This is a genomic window from Kitasatospora sp. NPDC094015 (assembly GCF_040304075.1).
GTDB lineage: Bacteria > Actinomycetota > Actinomycetes > Streptomycetales > Streptomycetaceae > Kitasatospora.
In genome coordinates this window covers 1-20,088 of record NZ_JBEOUL010000010.1, presented here as the reverse complement: position 1 = coordinate 20,088, position 20,088 = coordinate 1, and the positions used below count along the sequence as shown (strand labels likewise).

Annotated in this window: 23 protein-coding genes and 1 pseudogene; 14 read left to right on the top strand and 10 right to left on the bottom strand. The window is 74.5% G+C overall.

Features of this window, described 5'->3' with window-relative positions:
• Positions 1–7: 7 nt before the first annotated feature.
• Positions 8–424 carry a hypothetical protein gene (locus ABT014_RS14985; RefSeq protein ID WP_350639157.1) on the top strand — a complete coding sequence of 139 codons (417 nt, stop codon included), beginning with the start codon at positions 8–10 and terminating at the stop codon, positions 422–424.
• A 12-nt stretch (positions 425–436) separates the two neighbouring features.
• On the opposite strand, the gene ABT014_RS14980 is transcribed toward ABT014_RS14985, so the two are convergent.
• From ABT014_RS14980 to ABT014_RS14970, 3 genes are all read right to left on the bottom strand, one after another.
• Positions 437–1,993, bottom strand: coding sequence for a CehA/McbA family metallohydrolase (locus ABT014_RS14980; RefSeq protein ID WP_350639156.1), 1,557 nt, complete (start codon positions 1,991–1,993; stop codon positions 437–439).
• Between the two features lie 180 nt (positions 1,994–2,173).
• Positions 2,174–3,565: a WXG100-like domain-containing protein gene (locus tag ABT014_RS14975; RefSeq protein WP_350639155.1), complete on the bottom strand. Its 1,392-nt coding sequence runs from the start codon at positions 3,563–3,565 to the stop codon at positions 2,174–2,176.
• Between the two features lie 313 nt (positions 3,566–3,878).
• The gene (locus ABT014_RS14970) at positions 3,879–4,757 is read right to left on the bottom strand and encodes a helix-turn-helix domain-containing protein (protein WP_350639154.1); all 879 of its coding nucleotides are present in this window, start codon (positions 4,755–4,757) and stop codon (positions 3,879–3,881) included.
• 263 nt (positions 4,758–5,020) lie between these two features.
• Between ABT014_RS14970 and ABT014_RS14965 the strand changes: the two genes are divergently transcribed.
• From ABT014_RS14965 to ABT014_RS14955, 3 genes are all read left to right on the top strand, one after another.
• Positions 5,021–5,539 carry a MarR family winged helix-turn-helix transcriptional regulator gene (locus ABT014_RS14965; protein WP_350639153.1) on the top strand — a complete coding sequence of 173 codons (519 nt, stop codon included), beginning with the start codon at positions 5,021–5,023 and terminating at the stop codon, positions 5,537–5,539.
• A 103-nt stretch (positions 5,540–5,642) separates the two neighbouring features.
• A complete protein-coding gene (locus ABT014_RS14960) occupies positions 5,643–6,095 on the top strand; it encodes a hypothetical protein (RefSeq protein ID WP_350639152.1) in 453 nt (150 codons plus the stop codon).
• 61 nt (positions 6,096–6,156) lie between these two features.
• Positions 6,157–7,008, top strand: coding sequence for an NmrA family NAD(P)-binding protein (locus tag ABT014_RS14955; RefSeq protein WP_350639151.1), 852 nt, complete (start codon positions 6,157–6,159; stop codon positions 7,006–7,008).
• Between the two features lie 136 nt (positions 7,009–7,144).
• Here ABT014_RS14955 and ABT014_RS14950 read toward each other — a convergent pair whose 3' ends face one another.
• Entirely contained in the window at positions 7,145–7,513 is a 369-nt protein-coding gene (locus ABT014_RS14950; RefSeq protein ID WP_350639150.1) for a hypothetical protein, read from the bottom strand.
• A 404-nt stretch (positions 7,514–7,917) separates the two neighbouring features.
• Here ABT014_RS14950 and ABT014_RS14945 point away from each other — a divergent pair, with 404 nt between their 5' ends.
• The 5 genes from ABT014_RS14945 to ABT014_RS14925 all read left to right on the top strand — a co-directional run bounded on the left by ABT014_RS14945 (position 7,918) and on the right by ABT014_RS14925 (position 11,956).
• Positions 7,918–8,424: a hypothetical protein gene (locus ABT014_RS14945; RefSeq protein WP_350639149.1), complete on the top strand. Its 507-nt coding sequence runs from the start codon at positions 7,918–7,920 to the stop codon at positions 8,422–8,424.
• 178 nt (positions 8,425–8,602) lie between these two features.
• Positions 8,603–9,973 carry a lipopolysaccharide biosynthesis protein gene (locus ABT014_RS14940; protein WP_350639148.1) on the top strand — a complete coding sequence of 457 codons (1,371 nt, stop codon included), beginning with the start codon at positions 8,603–8,605 and terminating at the stop codon, positions 9,971–9,973.
• 465 nt (positions 9,974–10,438) lie between these two features.
• Entirely contained in the window at positions 10,439–10,669 is a 231-nt protein-coding gene (locus ABT014_RS14935; RefSeq protein ID WP_350639147.1) for a hypothetical protein, read from the top strand.
• Positions 10,670–10,688: 19 nt separating this feature from the next.
• On the top strand, positions 10,689–11,471 hold the full coding sequence (locus tag ABT014_RS14930; RefSeq protein WP_350639146.1) for a helix-turn-helix domain-containing protein: 783 nt from the start codon (positions 10,689–10,691) through the stop codon (positions 11,469–11,471).
• Positions 11,472–11,551: 80 nt separating this feature from the next.
• Entirely contained in the window at positions 11,552–11,956 is a 405-nt protein-coding gene (locus tag ABT014_RS14925) for a hypothetical protein (RefSeq protein WP_350639145.1), read from the top strand.
• 33 nt (positions 11,957–11,989) lie between these two features.
• On the opposite strand, the gene ABT014_RS14920 is transcribed toward ABT014_RS14925, so the two are convergent.
• Entirely contained in the window at positions 11,990–12,892 is a 903-nt protein-coding gene (locus ABT014_RS14920; protein ID WP_350639144.1) for a LysR family transcriptional regulator, read from the bottom strand.
• 142 nt (positions 12,893–13,034) lie between these two features.
• On the opposite strand from ABT014_RS14920, the gene ABT014_RS14915 reads away from it, so the two are divergent.
• On the top strand, positions 13,035–13,403 hold the full coding sequence (locus ABT014_RS14915; protein ID WP_350639143.1) for a carboxymuconolactone decarboxylase family protein: 369 nt from the start codon (positions 13,035–13,037) through the stop codon (positions 13,401–13,403).
• A 61-nt stretch (positions 13,404–13,464) separates the two neighbouring features.
• Here the strand turns inward: ABT014_RS14915 and ABT014_RS14910 are convergent, their stop codons facing one another.
• The gene (locus ABT014_RS14910; RefSeq protein ID WP_350639337.1) at positions 13,465–14,727 is read right to left on the bottom strand and encodes an APC family permease; all 1,263 of its coding nucleotides are present in this window, start codon (positions 14,725–14,727) and stop codon (positions 13,465–13,467) included.
• A 198-nt stretch (positions 14,728–14,925) separates the two neighbouring features.
• On the opposite strand from ABT014_RS14910, the gene ABT014_RS14905 reads away from it, so the two are divergent.
• Positions 14,926–15,774: a class II glutamine amidotransferase gene (locus ABT014_RS14905; protein WP_350639142.1), complete on the top strand. Its 849-nt coding sequence runs from the start codon at positions 14,926–14,928 to the stop codon at positions 15,772–15,774.
• Positions 15,775–15,812: 38 nt separating this feature from the next.
• On the opposite strand, the gene ABT014_RS14900 is transcribed toward ABT014_RS14905, so the two are convergent.
• A complete protein-coding gene (locus ABT014_RS14900) occupies positions 15,813–16,427 on the bottom strand; it encodes a dihydrofolate reductase family protein (RefSeq protein ID WP_350639141.1) in 615 nt (204 codons plus the stop codon).
• A 107-nt stretch (positions 16,428–16,534) separates the two neighbouring features.
• Positions 16,535–17,230, bottom strand: a complete 696-nt coding sequence (locus tag ABT014_RS14895) for an alpha/beta fold hydrolase (RefSeq protein ID WP_350639140.1) — start codon at positions 17,228–17,230, stop codon at positions 16,535–16,537.
• A gap of 189 nt (positions 17,231–17,419) precedes the next feature.
• On the opposite strand from ABT014_RS14895, the gene ABT014_RS14890 reads away from it, so the two are divergent.
• From ABT014_RS14890 to ABT014_RS14880, 3 genes are all read left to right on the top strand, one after another.
• The gene (locus tag ABT014_RS14890) at positions 17,420–17,884 is read left to right on the top strand and encodes a DUF8821 family protein (RefSeq protein ID WP_350639139.1); all 465 of its coding nucleotides are present in this window, start codon (positions 17,420–17,422) and stop codon (positions 17,882–17,884) included.
• A 105-nt stretch (positions 17,885–17,989) separates the two neighbouring features.
• Positions 17,990–18,880: a hypothetical protein gene (locus ABT014_RS14885; protein WP_350639138.1), complete on the top strand. Its 891-nt coding sequence runs from the start codon at positions 17,990–17,992 to the stop codon at positions 18,878–18,880.
• A complete protein-coding gene (locus ABT014_RS14880; RefSeq protein ID WP_350639137.1) occupies positions 18,877–19,650 on the top strand; it encodes a hypothetical protein in 774 nt (257 codons plus the stop codon). The genes ABT014_RS14885 and ABT014_RS14880 overlap by 4 nt, the downstream gene beginning before the upstream one ends.
• Before the next feature lie 23 nt (positions 19,651–19,673).
• Here the strand turns inward: ABT014_RS14880 and ABT014_RS14875 are convergent, their stop codons facing one another.
• Positions 19,674–19,958, bottom strand: a complete 285-nt coding sequence (locus ABT014_RS14875; RefSeq protein ID WP_350639136.1) for a hypothetical protein — start codon at positions 19,956–19,958, stop codon at positions 19,674–19,676.
• Positions 19,959–19,995: 37 nt separating this feature from the next.
• Positions 19,996–20,088 (bottom strand): annotated as a pseudogene (locus tag ABT014_RS14870) (nuclear transport factor 2 family protein); the annotation flags it as partial.

Below are 20,088 nucleotides of genomic sequence, written 5' to 3'. Positions count from 1 at the left end.
CGGACGGATGGACGATCAGGAGCAGCGCGCGGGGCGGCCGCGGCGGCACACCCGCCCGCCGGGCATGGACGACGCGACCGTCGAGGCGCTCGGCCTGCTGTCCGAGGCGTTGGAGACGACCGAGCGGGCCCGCGGCCGCCTCTACGACTTCCACCAGCTGACCGGCGGAGCGGACCGGGTGGTCGGCGAGGCGGTGCGGGCCCTGCGCGCGGCCGGCCACCACGAGCAGGCGGACCTGGTCGAGCGCGAGGTCCGGGGCGCCGACGTACTGCCGGGCATGTGGACCTTCGAGATCGTCGAGACCTACGACGACGGCTACCACCGGCGCTTCACCGAGGTCGAGCGGCAGGTCCGCGAGGCGCTGGCCGGCGACCGCGACCACATCGCCGAGGCCGAGATGAAACAGCGCCGCGAGACCAGCTGAAACCCCGGGGACTCACTGGCTCCGCAGGAAGACCGGGTTGCTGAGCGCGGCCATCGGCCCCCACGGCAGGTCGGGGCCCATGCTGTTGCCCTTCCCGGGCGTCCCGTCGGCCTTCGGGTGGCGCACCTCGGCGCGGACGTACGCGGCGAGCGAGGCGGTGGTCCGCCACACCACCGTGCCGGCGCCGTCCGCCGGCAGCGACTCCTGGTGCAGCTGCCCCTCGTCGGTGATCAACCGGACGGTCCCGCCCGGCACGCCCGACACGGTGACCCGGACGTCCACCGGTGCCTGTCCCCGGACGGTCAGCACCTCGCCGATCCCGGCCTGCCGGCCACCCCCGGTCGCGGTCAACTCCAGCTGCACGGAGGCGGATTCGGCGATCCAGCTGCGCCCGGCCCGGATCCCGGCCAGGACCTCGGCCCGGCTCAGGTCCTCGGCCAGCACCACCGTGTGCGGCGAGCCGATCACCTGCGGGGCGCTGTGCGCGTCGCTGTTGCCGACCGCGGGCAGCCACCGGCGGCCGTCGCGCACCGCCTCCACCAGCCGGGCGTCCCAGCCGTCCACGGCCGACTCGTCGTCGTAGGTCCACGGCCCGTTCCACACCTCGACCGCGTCCGCGTTCTCGTAGCCGAACTTCCACAGGCAGGCGACGTACGGGCAGAACGGGTGCGCCGGGACCACCAGGCCGCCGTGCGCCTGGACCTGGCGGGCCATCCGGGGGAAGGCGCCGTCGCGGGCGCGGTACCGCCAGTCGACGAACTCGCCGGGCGGCAGGCCGAGCGCCAGCCAGTGCCCGTTGCGGGTGGTGACCTCCTCGCCGAGGACGATCAGCAGGTCGGGGCCGGCCAGCGGCCCCCAGACCGCGTGCGCGGAGGACGTGTTGTGGTCGGTCGACACGATGAAGTCGAGGCCGGCGGCCCGCGCTCCCGCGGCCACCTCCTCGGGCAGCCGGCGGCCGTCCGAGTGCACCGTGTGCAGGTGGCAGTCACCGCGGTACCAGGCCCGGCCCCGCCCGCGCGCCCGCTCCGGCGGGTACGCGGGCACGAACGCCGGGCCCGGCGCGCCGAACCGCAGGGTGACCTCGACCCGGTAGTCCATGCCCGCCGGCGCCACCTGGTACGGGCCCAGCACCACGTGCCAGGTACCGGGCCCGACCGGACCGGGCAGGTACCCGGGCGTCGCTGCCGACCGGCTGATCGCGAACTCCTGCCGGAAGCCGCCCGACCAGCCCCGGAAGCCGCGGCCGCCGAGCGCCGTGCCGCGCTCGTCGAAGATGCCGATGTCGCACGAGTTGCCCGGCGTGCCGGGCGGGACGGGTGGGCGGTCATAGGAGTACGCGACCGCGATCTCCCTTGCACCGGACGGGACTTCGACCGGCAGGAGGACGAAGTCGGGGGCGCCGGTGTCCAGATGGCCGGTGAGGACGACGGTCCGCGCCCCGCCGTCGGCGGCCCGCGCCGCCGGTGCCGCGGCCGCTTCCGTGAAGGAGGCCACCACCCCGGCGGCCATCCCGGCCCGCAGCACGCTCCGACGGTCCGGCAGCCCGCTCCCGTGCTCGACCTCGTCCATCCGGTGCCTCCAACGGCTGGCGACGGGTGCCCGGGCGGCACCACCACCACGGTGACCTACCCGGCCGGGTGAACCCCGGGTGAGGGCGGCCCCACCGCCGCCGGTCCACCCGATGGCGGACGCGGGCCGACGGTGAGGCCGCGCGAGGGCACGGGCCCGATCACCGGTGCCGGTCGGGCGTCAGGAACCCTGGGCGGCGCGGACCTCCCGGCCGGTGGCCGCAGGCTCCCGCTCCTCCGCAGCCTCGGCCGGCTCGGCGGGCTCGGCGGGGCTCTCCTCCCCGTGCGTCCGGTCCTGGCCCTGCTGACGGGCGAGCCGGGAGCGGCCGTACGGTCCCGGCGCCGCAGTGGAGTGCCCACCGGCGGAACCGCTCCCGGTGCGCGCCGGGGCCTGGCCGCCCTGGTGGCCGAAAGCCTGCTGCGGCTCGCCGGCCGCCGCGGTCCTCGACTGCGGCGTGGTGCCGACGGTGGCGCGCTCGGCCGATACGGCGTGCCGGTCCGGCGCGTACGGGCCCGCCGGGCGACCGGCCCGGGGGGAGCGCGCTACGGGCTGGGCGACCGTCGACGGGAGCGGGCCACCCCCGCTCGGCGCGGCGGCGGCGGTCACCAGGTCCGGTCCGTCCTCCGTCGTCCGCCGGCCCGCGTGGTGGGTGGTACCGAAGCCGCCGCCGACCCCGCCCGCCAGCTTCAGCGGACCGGCCCCGGAGGGCGACGCCGGTGCGGTCAGGATCCCCTGCATCTCGCGGCTGTGGGCGTCCTCGTTCTCGGTGAGGTTCCGCGCCACCTGGTCCATCCGGTCGGCGGTGCCCCGGAAGCAGCCGAGCAGGCGCTCGAGCACCTCGGTGCCGACCGCGACGGCGATCTGCTCGGCGGCGGCGAGCAGCAGCCGGCCGAGCGCGTCGCCCGGCCGGGCCAGGTCCAGGCCCTCCAGGATCCGCCGGAACGAGCTGCCGTGCGCGTCGATCCCGTCGGCGTGCTTGCGCAACTGCGCTGCGCAGGAGGCCAACTGCTCCAGATCCACCCCGAATCCGGTGCTCTGCGACGACCCCGGGCCGCCGCCGATCAGGCCGCCGACCACGGCCTCGACCAGGTCGCCCACCGGCTGGGCCAGGGCTTGGCCGAGCGCCGACACCGCCTCGTCCAGGATGGTCGAGGCGATCTGCTCGGCGGCGGCGACGATGGCCGCCGTGCTCCACGGCCCGGTCGCCGTGGCTGCCGCCAACTCACCCTGGGTGACGATGAGTTGGGCGAGAGTGGCAGCCTTGCAGCCCTCGATGACCAGCGCCGCGGCGTTGAGCGCGTTCGCGGCGACGCCGCAGGCCTCGACCACCAGGCGCGAGTACCCGGAGACCGAGCCCCACACCTCGGCCAGCCGGTCCGCGGACGCGCCGTGGTAAGCCTCCTGCAGCGCGGTCAGCGCCTTGTCGGCGTCCATCTGTACGGAGTCGAGGGTCAGCGCGAGCTTCCTGAGCTCGTCCGCGAGCCTGACCACCTCGTCCTCGTCCACCTGCGGCCATTCCAGGCCCAACAGGCCGAGCACGCCGGCCAGTTCCGGCGGTAGTTCCAATGCCATGGTGTCCCCCCTTGGCCCGTGCCGCGCGCGTTCGGGCGCACGGACGGATCGACTCCCCGAGCAGGTGCGCTGCGACCGATCGCCGTGGAGCGAACCGCCGGCGGGCCCGGGGCGACCGCCGGCACCCCCGCGCAGGCCGGCGGGCCCCCGAGCCTCCGCCGGCCCGCCCCACAGGTCCGGCACGCGCGGCGTGGGCGCGCCCCGGACACCAGGAAGCTAACGCCCGCCCGCCGAACCCGGCTTGGACAAATTTGCGCTCGCCCGCCGCCGCGGGCCCCGCCGTGGGCCCCGCCCGTGCGCCGCGAAGGCGGCCCTACTGCGGGAGCGCCCCTTCCACCCGGCGCGCGGCCACCAGCTGGCCCGGGGTCGCGGCGGCCAGCGCCCGGAACTCCCGGTTCAGGTGGGCCTGGTCGTAGAAGCCGCAGGCGGCGGCGACCGCCGCGGGGCTGCTCCCGTCCCGTGCCAGCATGGTGATCGCGCGGTGGAACCGCAGCACCCGGGCGGACGCCTTGGGTGCCAGCCCGACCTGTTCGGTGAACCGGCGGATCAAGTGCCCCTGGCTCCAGCCCACTTCGGCGGCGACCAGGGCGATCGGGACGGTACCGCCGGTGCCGGCCAGCAGCTGCCAGGCCCGGCCGACCTCGGGTGCCGGCTGCGGGCCGCGTCCGAGCCGGGCCAGCAGGGCGGCGTCGAGCAGGTCGAAGCGGCCCGCCCAGTCGCCGGTGGCCGCGAGCTGCTCGACCAGCGCCACGGCGCCGGGGCCGAGCACGTCCTGCAGCTCGACCGTGTGGTTGGTCAACTCGCGCATCGGCACGGCGAACAGCCGGTAGGCGCCGAGCGGTGTCAGTTCCAGCCGGATCGCCTCCTGCCCGCCGGGGTGCTCGCACAGCGCCGGTCGGTCCTCCAGGCCGACGACCAGCGAGCCGATCCGCCCGCTGCCGGCCCCGGGCAGCCCCAGCCGGGTGACCTGGCTGAAGGGCGCCGCCAGGTTGATCACCACGACGGCGCGTCCGGTCGGCACCACCCGCACCCGGTACGGCGACGACCCCGGCTCCCAGTATCCGGCGTAGCTGCGCAGGTAGGGCCGCAGCCCGGGGTGCCAGGGCCGGGTCACCCGCCGGCGACCGCCGATCCGCGCGACCGTGACCCCCGGGCCGGCCCAGGCGCCGCCCCGTACGTCGAGCTCCGACACAGCCGTCCTCCCCGACGTTCGACCGCGCGCCGGCCGACCCGATGATCCCCGGCGGCCGGCGGGGAGCACGCTGAGCGGAGCGCATGTCGGCGGTCCGTCAACCGCCACGGTACCCGGCCCTCCCGGTCCGGTCCGGTGCGTATCCGAAGGAGGCCGAGAATCGCCCGGCGGGCGGCCGGGATCGCGCTCCGGCGGTCCGATGTCCGTCCCGCCGTACGGGAGCGGGCTTGACGGTGCATCTGATTAGGCGCCATATTATCTGCATGACGAAGGACGGGGAGGGCGTCGAGGCTCCCACGCTGGAGCAGGCCAGGCAGCAGGTCGAGGGCTACGGCCTCGCGGTCGATCCGCAGGCGGTGCTGGTCGCGGTGCGGCTGATCTCCGCCGGCGCGCGGGTCGGCCGGGCGGCCGAGGTGCACTTCTCCCGGTTCGGCCTGTCGACCGGGCGCTACCGGTTGCTCGCCGACCTGGAGGGCTGCGGCGGGGAGAAGTCGCCGTCGGGGCTGGCCGCCGACCTCGGCGTCTCCCGGGCCACGGTCACCGGCCTGGTGGACGGCCTCGAGCGGGACGGCCTGGTGGCCCGCCGCGCGAGCGTCGATGACGGGCGCGGCGCGGTGGTGGTGCTGACCGCCCGTGGCGCGCAGCGGCTGCGTGACATGGCGCCCGAGCACTTCGGGCGGCTCGAGGAGATGGTGGGCGGCCTGAGCGTCCAGGAGCGCACGGTCTTCCTCGACCTGCTCGCGCGCGTCGTCCGGGGGAGTGCGGCCCTGACCGCCGACTGACCCGAGTCGCGATGCACCGTGCCCCGCCCGGCGGCGGGGCCTGTTTTTCGCCCACATAGTTAGCCACCTAATTACACTGCTGCCCGACCCCGAGAGGACCACCATGCCGAGAACCCTGGAAGTCGCCACCCCCGCACGCCCGTTCATCCTCTGGCGCGAGGTCCTGACCGCGTACGCAGCTCCCGCGCTGACCGCCGGTGCGGCCGGAATCGCCACCGGGCAGCGGGACCTGGCGATCGCCGCGTGCACCTCCATCGCCGGCACCTCCGCGGTGGTCGCGTACCTGCTCGGCGCCTGGCTGCGACACGGGGGACGCCCGCGGCGCTGGACCACGAGGCTGCCTCGGGTGGTGCTGACGGCCGTGCTCGTCGCCGCCACGACCACCGCAGGTGCCCTGCTGGGCTGGTCCGCGGCCCACTGGCTCCCCGCCCACACCGCCGTCCCGGCCGCCGGGTGGCTGGAGCGCCTGCGGATCGACCTCCCGCTCTCCGCCGCCCTCGCCACCACCATCGTGACCCTGCGCTGGCGGGCCACCGTCCGCCCCCGGCACGCCTGACCCACTCCTGACAACCGCTCCCGACGACCCGATCCCGACAGCCTCAGGAACAGGAAACGACATGATCACCGTCATCGGCGCCACCGGAACCACCGGCACGGCGTTGCTCCGGAGCCTGCACGCGCTCGGCGTGCCGGCCCGCGCACTGACCCGGACCCCTCAGCAGGACGAGCGGACACCGCTCCTGGAGGTCCGCCACGCCGACGCCGCCCGCCCCGCCTCCCTCCACGCCGCCTTCGAGGGCACCAGTCAGCTGTTCCTCGCCATGGCCAACGGCCCCGAGCAGGTCGAACTCGAGACCCGGGTGATCGACATCGCCGCGGACAGCGGTGTGCGGCACATCGTCAAGATCTCCGCCCCGGCCGCCGAGGCCGATTCGCCGGTCGCCGTCTCCCGCGGGCACCACGCCGTCGAACAGCACCTCCGGGTCGCCCCGGTCACCCACACCGTGCTGCGGCCGTACGCCTTCATGCAGAACCTGCTGCGCCAGGCCCCGGGCGTCGCGGCCGGATCGGTGCTCCTCGGCGCGATGGGCGACGCGCCCTGCAACTACATCGACGGCCGTGACATCGGCGACGTCGCCGCAGCCGTACTCACCCGGCCGGACCTCGCCGGCGGCACCTACACCCTGACCGGCCCCGAAGCCGTCAGCCACCCCGAACTGGCCGACCGACTGACTGCTCTGACCGGCACCCCGGTCCGCTACGTCGACCTGCCCCCGGAGGCACTGCGCGACCACCTCGTCCGCCAGGCCCGGATGCCCGGCTGGCTCGCCGACCACGTCACCGAGATCCAGCAACTCGCCCGGACCCGCCCCGAACACCCCACCGGCACCGTGGCCCACCTCCTCGGCCGCCCACCCCGCACCCTGCACGCCTTCCTGCAGGAACACCGCCACCACTTCGTCCACTGAGGGAGTTTCTCGTTGGCCTGCTGTCCGGACGGCCCGGACAGCAGGCCACGCTCGTTGCCGAATCCCGCGCGAGGTCGAGGAGGGCGAGCGGGCGTCGTGGGTCGAGGGCGTCTGCCGCCGGGCCGACCCGTGCCCACTACGTTCGCGGTGCCCGCTGCACGCCGACCACCACGAGCAGGGCTCCGACCGCGATCAGCCCGTACGCGATCAGCGGGTTCCGGTAGGAGAAGAGAGGTACCGCCAGCAAGAGGTGGACCGCAGCCATCGTGAGCAGGCCCCACCGGGATGCGACCGAGGGGTTCCTGGGCAGCCGTACGGCGCTGCGCCCGACCCGGACGCACACGGCCGTCCAGCCGATGCAGAGGGCGAACTCCCGCAGGTGCAGGCCCTCGAACTCCGATCTTCCGACCACCCACTCCATCGTGATACCGGCGCAGATGAAGAGCGTGTACAGCGCCTCGCTCCACAGGGCCGCCGCCGCGAACCCCGACACTGTCTTGCGCACGAACCGCTCCCCGATCGATGATCTATCCTCGACCGACAGGACGGGCGCGACGCCTCGGCGGTTGCGGAGTCGAGGGAGGGCTTCGTAGGCGCGCTCCGACACACCGGAGGGCTGCGGTGCGTGTCCGCCGTCAGGATTTTCCGGGCCGGGGCGTTGGGTGAGAAGCCCTGGCCTCCGCGGTCGGGGCTTCGGAGTGGTCGCTTGGTGCAGGGCCTCGATGAATCGTCCACCCGACAGATCGCCACAAGCCGGACGCCACGCGACTACGCCGAAGCCCCGGGAAGGCCACGGCCCCGTGTCATCCCCTCGGAGGAAATGAGCTGCATGAAGGACAAGCCTGGCAATGTCGAGCCGGATCCGTTGCGAGGTCGACTCGACTTCGGTGTCGAAGGCGGGGTGGCGCCGTGATCGAGCGCCGTGGCGTTCCCTTGAGGGCGGGTCAGGTCGAGGAGGGCGAACTGTACGAGCTGCTCATGAATTCGGCAGCGCTCAAGCCTCAGATGGAGGCCGCCCGCAGGCTCATCTTCAACTCTTTGAGGGTGCGGGAGTGGATGATCGAAAATGGTTTTGTCGATCTCGTCGAAAAGCCTGACGGGCGGTGTGCAGTTATTCTGCTCGATCGGGCGATGGAATATGTGGACGGCTGCATTGCCAGGCACGAGGGGATTCCAGGGCTCACCAGGTCGGAATACGCCGTCATTTGTGTTGCGGCGAACATTTCCGGCGCCAGAACCTCTCTGCGCTATATTCTGCCGGACCTTGACAGGGCGGACATGGAAGCCGTGGCGGAAGCAATGATGTACGCCGCCGGGTTCATGGACGGGCTTGCGGATGCGGCCGGGAACGAGCCCGCCGACGGGTCGGAACTGGGCCCCAACTCTGCGGATTTCGATCGCCGTTTGGGGATGTAGGGCCCGCCTCCGGCGACGTTCCGGCCGCGCTCGGTGCACGTGCCGTCGTTTCGGGGGCGGAGGACCGGGCCCGCGTGTGCTCCGAGATGCGGGGCGGTGGGTCTGGCACGGTTCGTTGCATGCCTTCCCTCCTCGCGCCGCCGCCCCCGGTCCTGGTCGTCCCGTGCCGGGACGCCGCGTGACCGGCGGTACGGGCGGGCCCGGGCCGCTGGTGCGGTGGCGGGAGCGGCTGCGCCCGGCCGAACGTCCCCCGGGTGGTTCGGCGCTGCTGCGCAACGGCCGGATCCTGGCGGCGAGCGCGGTGCTGGCCGCGGGGCTCGGCGCGCTGTTCTGGCTGCTGGCGGCCCGGTGGTTCTCCGCCGCCACGGTCGGCCGCAGCTACGCGCTGCTGTCCGCGGCGATGCTGCTGGCCACCCTCGGATCGCTGAACCTGGGCGACGTGCTGATCCGGTTCCTGCCGACCGCCGGCGAGCGCGGCCGGTGGCTGGTGGTGCGCTGCTACGCCATCGCGGCCGGGACCAGCGCCGCGGTGGCGGTCGGGTTCGTCCTGCTGGCCAAGTGGATCTCACCCGGCCTCACCGAACTGCGCGAGCCGTGGTCGGCGGTGCTGTTCATCGTGGCGACCGGTGGCTACGCGGTCTTCGTCCTCCAGGACGGGGCGTTGACCGGCCTGCGCCGGCCGGGTTGGGTGCTGGCCGAGAACTTCGTGTTCGCCGTGGCGAAGGTGCTGGTGCTGGCGGTGTGCGCGGCCCTGGCGGTCGCCTCGGGCATCCTGCTGTCCTGGGCGGTGGGCCTGGTGCTCGCCGTGCTGCTGGCGAACTCGGTGCTGTTCGCCCGGGCCCTGCCCGAGGCCCGCCCCGTCCGCCCCTCCCGCGACGACGACCGTGCCGCCACCCGCACAGCCGCCCGCGACGACGACCGGCCCGGCGGCCAGCCGCAGCGGATGGCGCGCTACGCGGCCGCGGACTACGTCGGACAGCTCGGGCAGACCGCCGTCGCCAAATCGCTCCCGCTCCTGGTGCTCGCCCGCCTCGGCGCCGAGCAGACCGCCTACTACTCGCTGGCCTACCTGGTCACCGACACCCTCTACCAGGCGGCGTACAGCATGGGCCAGTCGCTCACGGTGGAGGGCGCCGCCGAACCCGGCCGGCTCGCCGAGCACGCCCGCCGGATGCTGCGGCACACCGCCGCGCTGATCACCCCCGCCGCCCTGGTCACGGTCGCGGCGGCGCCGTGGATCCTGCGCCTGTTCGGGGCCGACTACGCCGAGCACGGCACCACCGTGCTCCGGCTGATGGCCCTGTCCGCGCTGCCCAACGTGCTGTTCGGCGTCGCCGTCCACGTCGCCCGGGTCCGGCAGGCCCTGGTCTTCCTGACCGGCCTCCAGCTGGCCTTCGCCGCGCTGCTCCTGCTGCTCGTCCTGGTGCTGATGCCCCGCCACGGCCTGACCGGGGTGGGCGTCGCCTGGCTGGCCACCTCGACCGTCCTCGCCCTCGCGCTCGCCGTGACGGCGCGCCGCTGGCTGTCCGGCGGACCCCAGCACCCCTGACCGGGCCGGGCCGTACTCGTTGCTGCCCCGCCGCGAACGCACAGAGACCGCTCGGGCCTCACGGCCGGGCGGTCTCTGCTGTCCGGGCGGGCCCATGCGCCAACACGGCCCACTCCGGCTGTTCCCGAATTCGTTGGAGTGAACAGCGCCCCGGGTACCCGACCGAGAGGTCTGGACGACGCCGCAGCAATCGTCACACCCGGACATGGCAGGAACAAGGGGACGCTGCGCGAATGCGCATCAATTTTCGGTTTCGTCCGCTCGGCCTGCGGATCTCCACCGGAAGTGTTCCCGAAGTCCCGGCACCGACCTGGACAACGGCGCATCAATCCGCGCTGCGTTCACCGAACGGATTGGGAATCGGGGGCCCGCCTGACAGAGTGTCACTCGAACGAATGCTTCGGTGACGCCAACCATCGAAGGTTCGACCCGTTGGAGTAGACAGTGCTATCGGAGGTGTCCTCGATGACGAGGAAGCGTGTGAAGTCCACCCCTGCTCCCGCCCGCTGCGCCGAGGCCGGCCCGCCGCGCCCGGTCCCGTCCTGGCTGCCGGGCCGGGCCGAGGCGATCGTGATCGTGGTCGTCATCGCCGTCGCGGCGGCCCTGGTCATGGCGGGCATGTCGGCCGGCGCGGCGCTCGAACTGGCCGGCGGCGGCTGGCTGGTGGGACAGCGGCTGCGATCGGAGCGGGTCTGAGCGACGAGGCCCACCCGCGATGGGACGCAGAGAGAACCCGGTCGCGGCCGGCGAACCGGCGCTGCGCCGCCTGGCCTGCTGGCTCCGCGAGCAACGTGACCGGGCCGAATTGACCTACCGCCAGCTCGCCGATCGGACGAACTTCCACCCGACCACCCTGCAACGGGCCACCAGCGGTCGCTCGCTGCCGAGTTGGGAGGTCGTCGAGGCCATGGCCCGCGCCTGCGACGCCGACCTCAGGACCGCCCGCAGGAAGTGGACCCAGGCCAACTACTGGGCCCACGTGCCCAGACCCTCCGGCGGGCAGCGCCGTCGTGCACCACGGCGGCTCAACCCGGAGCAGGTGGACTCCTTCGCCGACCTGCGCCGGGCGATGCACGAGATGCGCCGCAAGGCGGACTGGCCCTCCCTCGAGGAACTGGACCGCCGGGCGCGGGCACGCGGCAACCGCCTGCCGTCCAGCACCCTGGCACTGGTCCTCAAGGGCGAGGCCCCGCTGCACCGGACCCTGCTCACGACCTATATGGAGGCCTGCGGCGTCAAGGAGAGCCGTCGCGCCCTGTGGTCGGCGGCCTGGGAACGGACGCACAACGCCCGCACCCGGGTGCCGATGACCGCCAAGACCTACCAGCGCGAATTCGCCCGCGCGATGAAGACCTCCGCCGGCAGCATTCCGACCGAGACCCTGTTCAGGCTGTGGGTCGCACTGAAGAGCAGCGTGAACGCCGACAAGGCCGACCCGCACCTCCAGGCCCCGCCGGGTCGCGACGGCAGCGGGGAGGCCCCGGCGCTCGTGCGGTGACCAGGTCCTGCGGACAGGGTCGCATCCCTGGCCCTGTCCGCAGACCGTCCCATCCGCCCACCGGCTACCTCGGGAACACCATGCCCATACCGCCCAGCCCCGCACCCCAACTCGACCTGTGGGCCCTGCACGACCTCCACCGCGAGAACTACCTCCGCTACGCCGCCCTGCTGCTCACCCCCGACGACGCGAGCAGGGTCGTCCGCGAGGCCTTCCACGAACTCGCCGGACACTGGCACGACGTCCTCGCCGCAGCCAGCCCGGCCGCCTGTGCCTGGCAGGCACTGCGCAGGCGGGTCTGCGCGCTGGCCGGCCCCCGCCCGCTCGGCCCCGTCGCCCACCTCACCGCCCCGCAGCAGGACGTCCTGCTGCTCCACCTGGTCCTCGACCTTCCACCGGTCGCGGTCGCGGCCGTGACCGGCACCGAGCCCGCGACCGTCCACGTCCACCTGCGCTCCCTGGCGACGGCCCCGCAGCACTGCTGAGCGGCCCGGCGCGCACCCGCCCGCCGTACCGCCTCAGCAGCCGTCCGGCCCACCCGACGCCGTCACCGTCGCCGTCGCGGTGGCGGTTGCGGCGGCCTCGGCGAAGGCGAGTACCAGCGGGTCGGGGTCGGCCGACGGCCAGGCCAGGACGACCCGGCTCGGCGGGTGGCCGGTGACCGGGACGAAGGCGATGCCCTCGGTACGGTGACGGTGCGCCGCCGCGGCGGGCAGGACCCCGACCGCACCCTGCCAGAGCACCGCGTGCAGGCACTCCGCCACCGAGCGGACCACCGGACCGGACGCCGCGCCGTCCGCACCGGCCGACCAGTAACCGCGCCAGGCGGGATCGGCCTCCTCGGGCAGCCGGATCCACGGGCGGTCGCGCAGCTCCCCGACCGCGACCGTGCCCCGGCCCGCCAGCGGATCGTCCACCGCGAGGGCCGCCACCACGGACTCCTCGCCGAGGTGGCGGACGCTCAGCCCCGCCAGGTCGAACGGGAGCCTGGTCAGCGCCAGGTCGACGCGCCCGGACCGCAGACCGGCGGTCGGATCGTCGATCCCGCTCTCGCTCAGCCGCACCTCGGTGTCCGGGTGCGTGCGCCGGAACGCGGCGACGATCCGCGGACCGAATCCGAGCCCGGCACCGGAGACGGTGCCCACCACGACCGGACGCCGCCGCCCCACCGCGCGGACCCGCTCGCCGACCAGCTCGGCCGCCTCCAGCAGCCGCCGCGCCTCGACCAGCAGCACCGCACCCGCCTCGGTCAGCCGCACGCCCCGCGCCGAGCGCTCGAACAGCCGGCAGTCCAACTCGTCCTCGAGCTCACGGATCCGCTGGCTCAACGGCGGCTGCGACATGTGCAGGCGCGCCGCGGCCCGGCCGAAGTGTTGCTCCTCGGCGACGGCGACGAAGTAGCGCAGACGGCGGTGGTCCATGGCAGGCACGATAGCGAGACGCTGGGCACCGGAGCGAAACGGTCTTGGACCGGCCCGGTCGCCTGCTGGTGAGCTTGATCCACCGAGCCCGCCGGCCGGCCTCGGACGATCGGCGGGTGGAACCGACCAGCTGGGAGCACCGATGCCGCACGACCACCACCACCCGTACCACGACCCGTCCGACCTGGCCCGGGCCCGCGAGGTCGGAGCGCTCGCCCCTGAGGAGTTCGCGGCCTGGCGCTCGTTCCAGGAGGCGGTGGACCGCGGCGACGGCGCGCTGGACCGCAGGACCCGCGAACTGCTCTCGATCGCGGTCGCGCTCACCACGCAGTGCTCCTACTGCCTGGACGTCCACACCGGCCAGGCCCGCCGGCACGGCGTCACCGCCCAGGAACTCGCCGAGGTCGTCTTCGTGGCCGCCGCGGTCCGGGCCGGCGGCTCGCTCGCCCACGGCCTCCAGGCGATGAAGCTGTACGAGGCGCACGGCGGCGCCACCACGCTCCCCGCGTAGCCGGGCCGCCGCCGGGGCCGGCCGGGCTCCCGGCGGGCCCCGGCGCCGCCGTGACCGGTGGTCAGGAGCGGGCCGGCAGCCTGCGGACGCCGTACAGCCCCGCGCCCAGCGCGAGCACCGCCGCCCCCGCGAGCACCGAGGCGGCGGGCAGCGTGAACGCCAGGACCAGGCACCCGGCCACCCCCACGACGGGCAGCACGCGCGGCGGGCGCCCCTCCTCAGGGGTCAGGGTCAGGGCGGCGGCGTTGGCCACCGCGTAGTAGGCGATCGCGCCGAACGAGGAGAAGCCGATCGCGCCGCGCAGGTCCGTGGTGGCCGCGAGGACCGCGACCACGGCCCCGACCGCGAGCTCGGCCCGGTGCGGCACCCGGTAGCGGGGGTGCACGGCGGCCAGGGCGTGCGGCAGGTGCCGGTCGCGGGCCATCGCGAGCGTGGTGCGGGAGACGCCCAGGATCAGCGCGAGCAGCGAGCCGAGCGCGGCGACCGCCGCCCCGGCGCGCACCACCGGGGCCAGGCCGGGCACCCCGGCCGCCCGCACCGCCTCGACCAGCGGAGCCGCCGCACCCGCCAGCCGGTCCGGGCCGAGCACCGCCAGGACGGCGAGCGCGACCACGGCGTACACGACCAGGGCGATGCCGAGCGCCGTCGGGACGGCGCGGGGGATGGTGCGCCCGGGGTCGCGGACCTCCTCGCCGAGCGTGGCGATCCGGGCGTAGCCCGCGAAGGCGAAGAACAGGAGGCCGGCCGCCCGGAGGATGCCGAGGGGGCCGGCGTCCGCGCCGACGGCCCAGCGCGCCGCCTCGGCGCCCGGGCCGGTGAGGCAGGCGACGACCACCGCGGCGAGCACCGCCAGGACGGCGGCGACGATCGCCCGCGTCAGCCGGGCCGCCTTCTGCACCCCGGCGTAGTTCAGCGCGGTCAGCGCCACCACGGCGGCGACCGCCGCCGCGTGCGCCCGGGCCGGCCACAGGTAGGTCCCGGCGGTCAGCGCCATCGCCGCGCAGGACGCGGTCTTGCCGACCACGAAGCCCCAGCCGGCGAGGTACCCCCAGAACTCGCCGAGCCGCTCCCGGCCGTACACGTAGGTCCCGCCGGAGGCCGGATGACGGGCGGCGAGGCGGGCGGAGGAGGTGGCGTTGCAGTACGCCACCACGGCGGCCACCGCCAGGCCCGGCAACAGCCCGGAACCGGCCGCCGCCGCGGCCGGGCCGAGCGCGGCGAAGATGCCCGCACCGACCATCGCCCCGAGCCCGATCAGCACCGCGTCGAAGACACCGAGCCGTCGCTCCAGCGCGTCCGGCCCCGCCGGCGGCGGTGCGGACACCGTCACGATCCACCTTCTTCCTCCCGAGCACGGGCACGGGTTCCGGGCGCACCCTAGAGCAGCAGGGTGTCCGGGGAGCGTCGTCCTCCCGTCCGTCCGGTGGGCCCGGTCACCCGGCCCGGCCTACGGTGGAAAGCGGTGACGGGTCCGCGGCCGGTCCGCCCGGCTGCCCGGTGCGCCGACAGGGACGGTGAGGACATGTGCAGGTGGCTGGCCTACTCCGGGTCGCCGATCGCGCTGGCGGAACTGCTCTACAAACCGCAGCACTCGCTGATCGACCAGAGCCGGCACGCCCGGATGGGCGTCGAGACCACCAACGGTGACGGCTGCGGCGTCGGCTGGTACCCGGACCTCGCCGACCGCGCGTCACCGGCCGAGCCCGCGGTATTCCGCGCCACCGGCCCGGCCTGGAGCGAACGCAACCTGCTCGAACTCGCCCGCTGCGTCCGCTCGCCGCTCTTCCTGGCGCACATCCGCGCCTCCACCGGCACCGCCGTCCAGCAGAGCAACTGCCACCCCTTCCGGTACGGCCACTGGCTGTGGATGCACAACGGGGCGATCCACGGCTTCCCGGAGCTCAAGCGCGACCTGGCGCTGCTGATCGACCCGTCGCTCTACCCGTACGTCGAGGGGTCCACCGACTCGGAGCTGATGTTCTACCTGGCGCTCTCCCTCGGGCTGCGGGACGACGCCCCGCGCGCCGTCGAGCGCATGATCCGCACGATCGAGGAGGCGGGGCAGCGCCACGGCGTCCCCGCCCCGCTGCAGATGACGGTGGCGGTCAGCGACGGGAGCCGGCTGTGGGCCTTCCGCTACTCCACCGAGCACCGCTCACGCTCGCTGTTCTTCAGCACCGACGTGCGTACGCTGCGCACCCTGCACCCGGAGGTGGCGGCCCTCAAGGAGGTCGCCGACGGGACGCGGATCGTGGTCTCCGAGCCGCTCGGCGACCTGGAGGGCGCCTGGCACGAGGTCCCCGAGTCCTCCTACGCCTACGTCGCGGACGGTCACGGCGAACTGCACCCGCTCAGCTCCGTCGCGGCCTGAGCGGCCTGAACCCCCGGGGGCAGTCCGCGGAGCGGCCCTCAGAGCACGTCGTAGGTGAGGTGTGTCGCGGTCGAGGTCACGATGACGCTCCGTTGGACCAGGGTGCGTGGTACCGCGCCGGTGAACAGGGGGGTGCCGGCTCCCAGGATGACGGGGGACAGGTGCAGTGTGAGGGCGTCGACCAGGCCTGCGTCCAGTGCCGAGCGGACCAGGGCGCCGCCGCCCATCAGGACGGCGTCCAGGTCCGTGCCGGTGCGGGCCGAGGCCGCTTCGGCGCGTTCGCGCGCGGCGGCGACGGCGTCGGGCAGGCCGGTGGTGACGAAGGTCCAGTCGAGTTCGTCCAGCCGCACCGACTCCGGCTCCGCGCTCGTCACCACGACGAAGGCGGGCCGGCCGACCTCGGCGGCGCCGTAGCCGGTCTCGTCGTCCCAGCCGTTCGGCCCGTCGACCACGTCGAAGAGCCTGCGGCCGAGGACGACGGCGCCCGAGCGGCCGGTCGCCTCCCGCAGCACCCGGCGGTCCTCGGGGTCGTCGGAGAACGCCCAGGTGTGCAGCGCCTTGCCGCCGGTCCCCAGGCCGCTGTCCGGCCCGGGGTCGGGGCCGGTGACGAAGCCGTCGAGGGAGATCGTGATGTCCGCGACGACCCTGGTCATGGTGCGGCCCCGGTGGTCGGCCGCCGGTACGCGGTGCTCATACCGGAAGTATCCGACCGGCGCCGGCAGGCCTCAACCGCACCCGGTCGAGGCTCCCGGCCCGGCCCTCACAGGCTCGTCAGCAGGTCCCGGACCGCCGCCGGCCGGGACAGGAACGGGTGGTGACCGGTGTCGAGTTCGACGACGGCGCCGGCCCGGCGGGCGTATTCGCGCTGCAGCCGCGCCGGGGTGCCCCGGTCCTGCGCGCAGACCAGGTACGTCGAGGGCACCTGCTGCCAGGCGGCCGCCCCGACCGGCTGCCCGGTCACCCGTACGCTCTGCCGGGCGAGGTGGTCGGCCGCCTGCGCCTGGTCCTCGGGGGCGCAGTCCTGCAGGAAGGTGTCCACGAGCAGCTCGGGGCGGACGCCGAAGGTACCGGCGCCGGGGTCGACGTCCAGGAACGGGGCCGGGCCGCCGTCGCCGAAGTCCGACAGGCTCTGCCCGACCTCCGGCAGGTAGCTGGAGACCAGCAGCAGATGGCGCACCGATCCGACGCCCGCGGCGGCCTCCGCGGTGACGATGCCGCCGTAACTGTGCGCGACCACGACGGTCGGCCCGTCGCCTGCCTCCAGCACCCGCCGCACCGCGGCCACGTCCTCCGCCAGCCCCGGGCCGTCGGCGCCAGCGGGCGGGCCCGCCTCGCCGCAGCTCGGCAGCGCCGGGGCCTCGCTCGCCACGCCCCGCTCCCGCAGCAGCTCGGCGGTGCGGCGCCACCACCACGCGCCGTCCCGCACGCACGCCCCGTGCACGAACACGACCCTCATCGCCACCTCCACGTCGGCCACCACCGTCCGGAACGGACCGGCGACCACAGGCTCGCACGGCCGCCCGCCGTCCGGCGGCGGTTACGCCCACGGCGTCACCCGCAGCGGCGGCGACCGGACATAGGATCGCCTGGTACCCCGGGCCCGGGGCCGGGCGTTCACTCCGTGTCACCGAGAAGGGGATCGGCCATGAGCTACACCGTGGATTTCCAGACCGTCTCGACCGTCGGTCTCGAGTCGTCACCCGTGGCGGAGGCACTCGCCGGGCTGCGGGCGAACGAGGCCCGGTACCTCAAGAACAAGTACGACCACACCTTCACGGTGGAGCCGGCGGCCGAGGCGGCCGAGGTCGTCGAGCGGGTGCACCGGATCCTGAAGGAGGAACGCGACCTCGTCATCGCCTCCCGGCCGCTCGAGGCCACCGCCTTCCAGGTCGAGAACATCAGCATGGCGTACGTCTTCTACGAGAGCGGCCTGTCGATCAACGTGATGTACACGGTCGACGACCCGAAGAAGCGGGCGGTCGGGTTCAAGCTCTCGGACGGGATGGAGGTCCCGGCGGAGCTGGCCGACCGGTTCAAGTTCGCCCGGCAGAAGTCGAAGCTCGCCGGGACCATCCGCGGGTCGTACTTCGTCATCAAGAACGAGTACTGAGCCGGGCGTCCCGGAGGGGACGGCGGGCAGGCCGGCCCGGAGGCTCACCGGGGGCGGAGATCCGTCCGCTTTTGTCCTGCTGCGTCCGGTGCTGTACTGGTGCGTATGGTCAGTGGACAGGCACGCCGCCGCAGGCGGCGCGCGGCGCGGGCGGAGCAGGAACGTGCCGCGCAGGAGACCCGCACCCGGGTGCAGCTGCTGATCGAGCTGACCGCCCGCAACGCGGCCTACCGCAAAGGGCTGCTCGCCGCCGTGAAGGGGCTCAGCCCGCAGGAGGCGGCGATCCTCGCCGACCTGGAACGGCACGGGCTGCAGGTCCCGCAGCTGCACGACGTGCTGTGCGGCGGGCACGTGCTGGTCGACGAACCGCAGCTCTACGAGGCGTGGCGGTTCCCCGAGGTGAGCCACCACCGGCTGTCGAGCCATCACCGCGACATCGACAAGTCCCGCTACCCGGACATCGGCATGCGCGGCCAGGTGGTGCGCGAGAAGCTGCACGGCCGCACCGCGAACGGCACCTGGCTGCAGCTGGAGAAGACGCCGGCCGCGTTCGGCGCCCGCAAGCTGCCCAGCCTGAACGACCTGCGCCATCTGATGGACTACGTCGTCTACCGGATCACCCGCAGCAACGTCGGCCCGTGGGGGCTGTCCCGGGTCACCGAGCGGCGGCCGATGTACCTCTCGCCCGCGGTCGCCGTGCCCACCGCGCTGAGCGCGCCGGTCTCCCGCTCGCTGGCCGAGGCGCTCGGGCGGATCGAGGCCGACGACGACGCCACCTCGGCCTCCGCCGACCTCGCCGGGCGCTTCCCGCCGCCCGAGCGGGGCGAGCCGTCCGACGAGCTGGGCGGGACGCTGTCCGGTCGCTCCGGGCGGGGACTGTTCGGCAACTCCCAGGTGTGGATCAGCGAGGCACCGCTGCCGCCCGCGGCCCGCGTGCTCTCCGCCCCGGACGGCGGCCCGCCGCCGGGGACCCGATGGACGGAGGACGACCGGTGAGCGAAGGCGATGCTCCGCAGCCCGAGGCGGGGGCCGCGTCCGTCCCGGAGGGGCTGGTGGACACCGTGGTCGAGCTGGTCCGGACCGGGGCGGTGCCGCTCGGCGCGTACACGGTGGCCGAACTGACGGTCGTGGACGCGGTCGTGGACTTCCTGGAGGCCCGCCCCTCGGACGAGGTGCTGGCCGAGGCCGTCCGCTCGCTGGCCGCCCGCCAGCTCCTGGTGCCCGGCGCCGGCGCGGACCGGATCCAGGTCCGGGGCGACCTCGGCATCGCGGTGGCCTTCCAGCGGCGCGCCCGGTCGGTCCTGGACGCGCGGATCACCGGCGCCGGGCCCGGAGAACCGTGGCGCACGCTCGTCCTGCCGCAGCCGGAAGAGGCCTGCCTGCTCGTCCGGATCGACGCGCTGGGCGTCCACGAGCTGTCGCTGCACACCCTGGAGGAGACCCTGCGGATCGTCGCCGAGTGGCTGCCGCAAGGGCCATGGGCGTCCTCCGAGCGGACGGGTGACCCGGACGCGGTGCTCGAGGCGGCCGAGCGCTCCGCCCTGCTCACCACCGTCCGCTACACGACCGTCGGCTCGGCGGAGATCGCCGGCGAGACCACCGACCTGATCCTGGCCGCCCGGGACGGGAAGCTGCACGCGTTCACCCGCGACCCCGCCGACCCCGGTCGCCTGGTCCCCAGGAGCGGGCGCGCCGTCGGCGTCCGCGACACCGTCGCCACCCTCCTGGACCACCGCCCGCCGCCCCGGCCCGAGGGCGCCGGCTGAGCATGGCTGCCCCCGGCGGCGCTTCAGGGGACGTCGAGTTCCCTGACCGCGACCGCGGTGTGCACCAGGGGCCGGCCGGTCGTCCCGTCGCGGCTGTAGCGCGTCGTCAGGTCCGTGACCACGACCTCGCTGCGGTGCAGTTCGATCACGTCGCCGACGGCCGGCAGCGGCAGGGCGCCCTGGACCTGGAGCCGCATCAGGTCGGTCTCGTCGGGGGAGGTGAACGTCACGCTGTGTTCGGCGGGCAGACCGCCGAGCAGCTCCGGGATCGCGGCGTCCTGCCGGACGATCTCCTGGTACACGGACACGCGCTTCTCCTCGGGGTGGTCGGTTCGGGGTGGGTGTTCAGCGGGCGCTGCCGAGGTCGCGGTCGGCGGCGGTGCCTTCGAGCATGAGGGTGGTCTCCTCGATGCGGTGGAAGCGGCCGTCGGGGGCGAA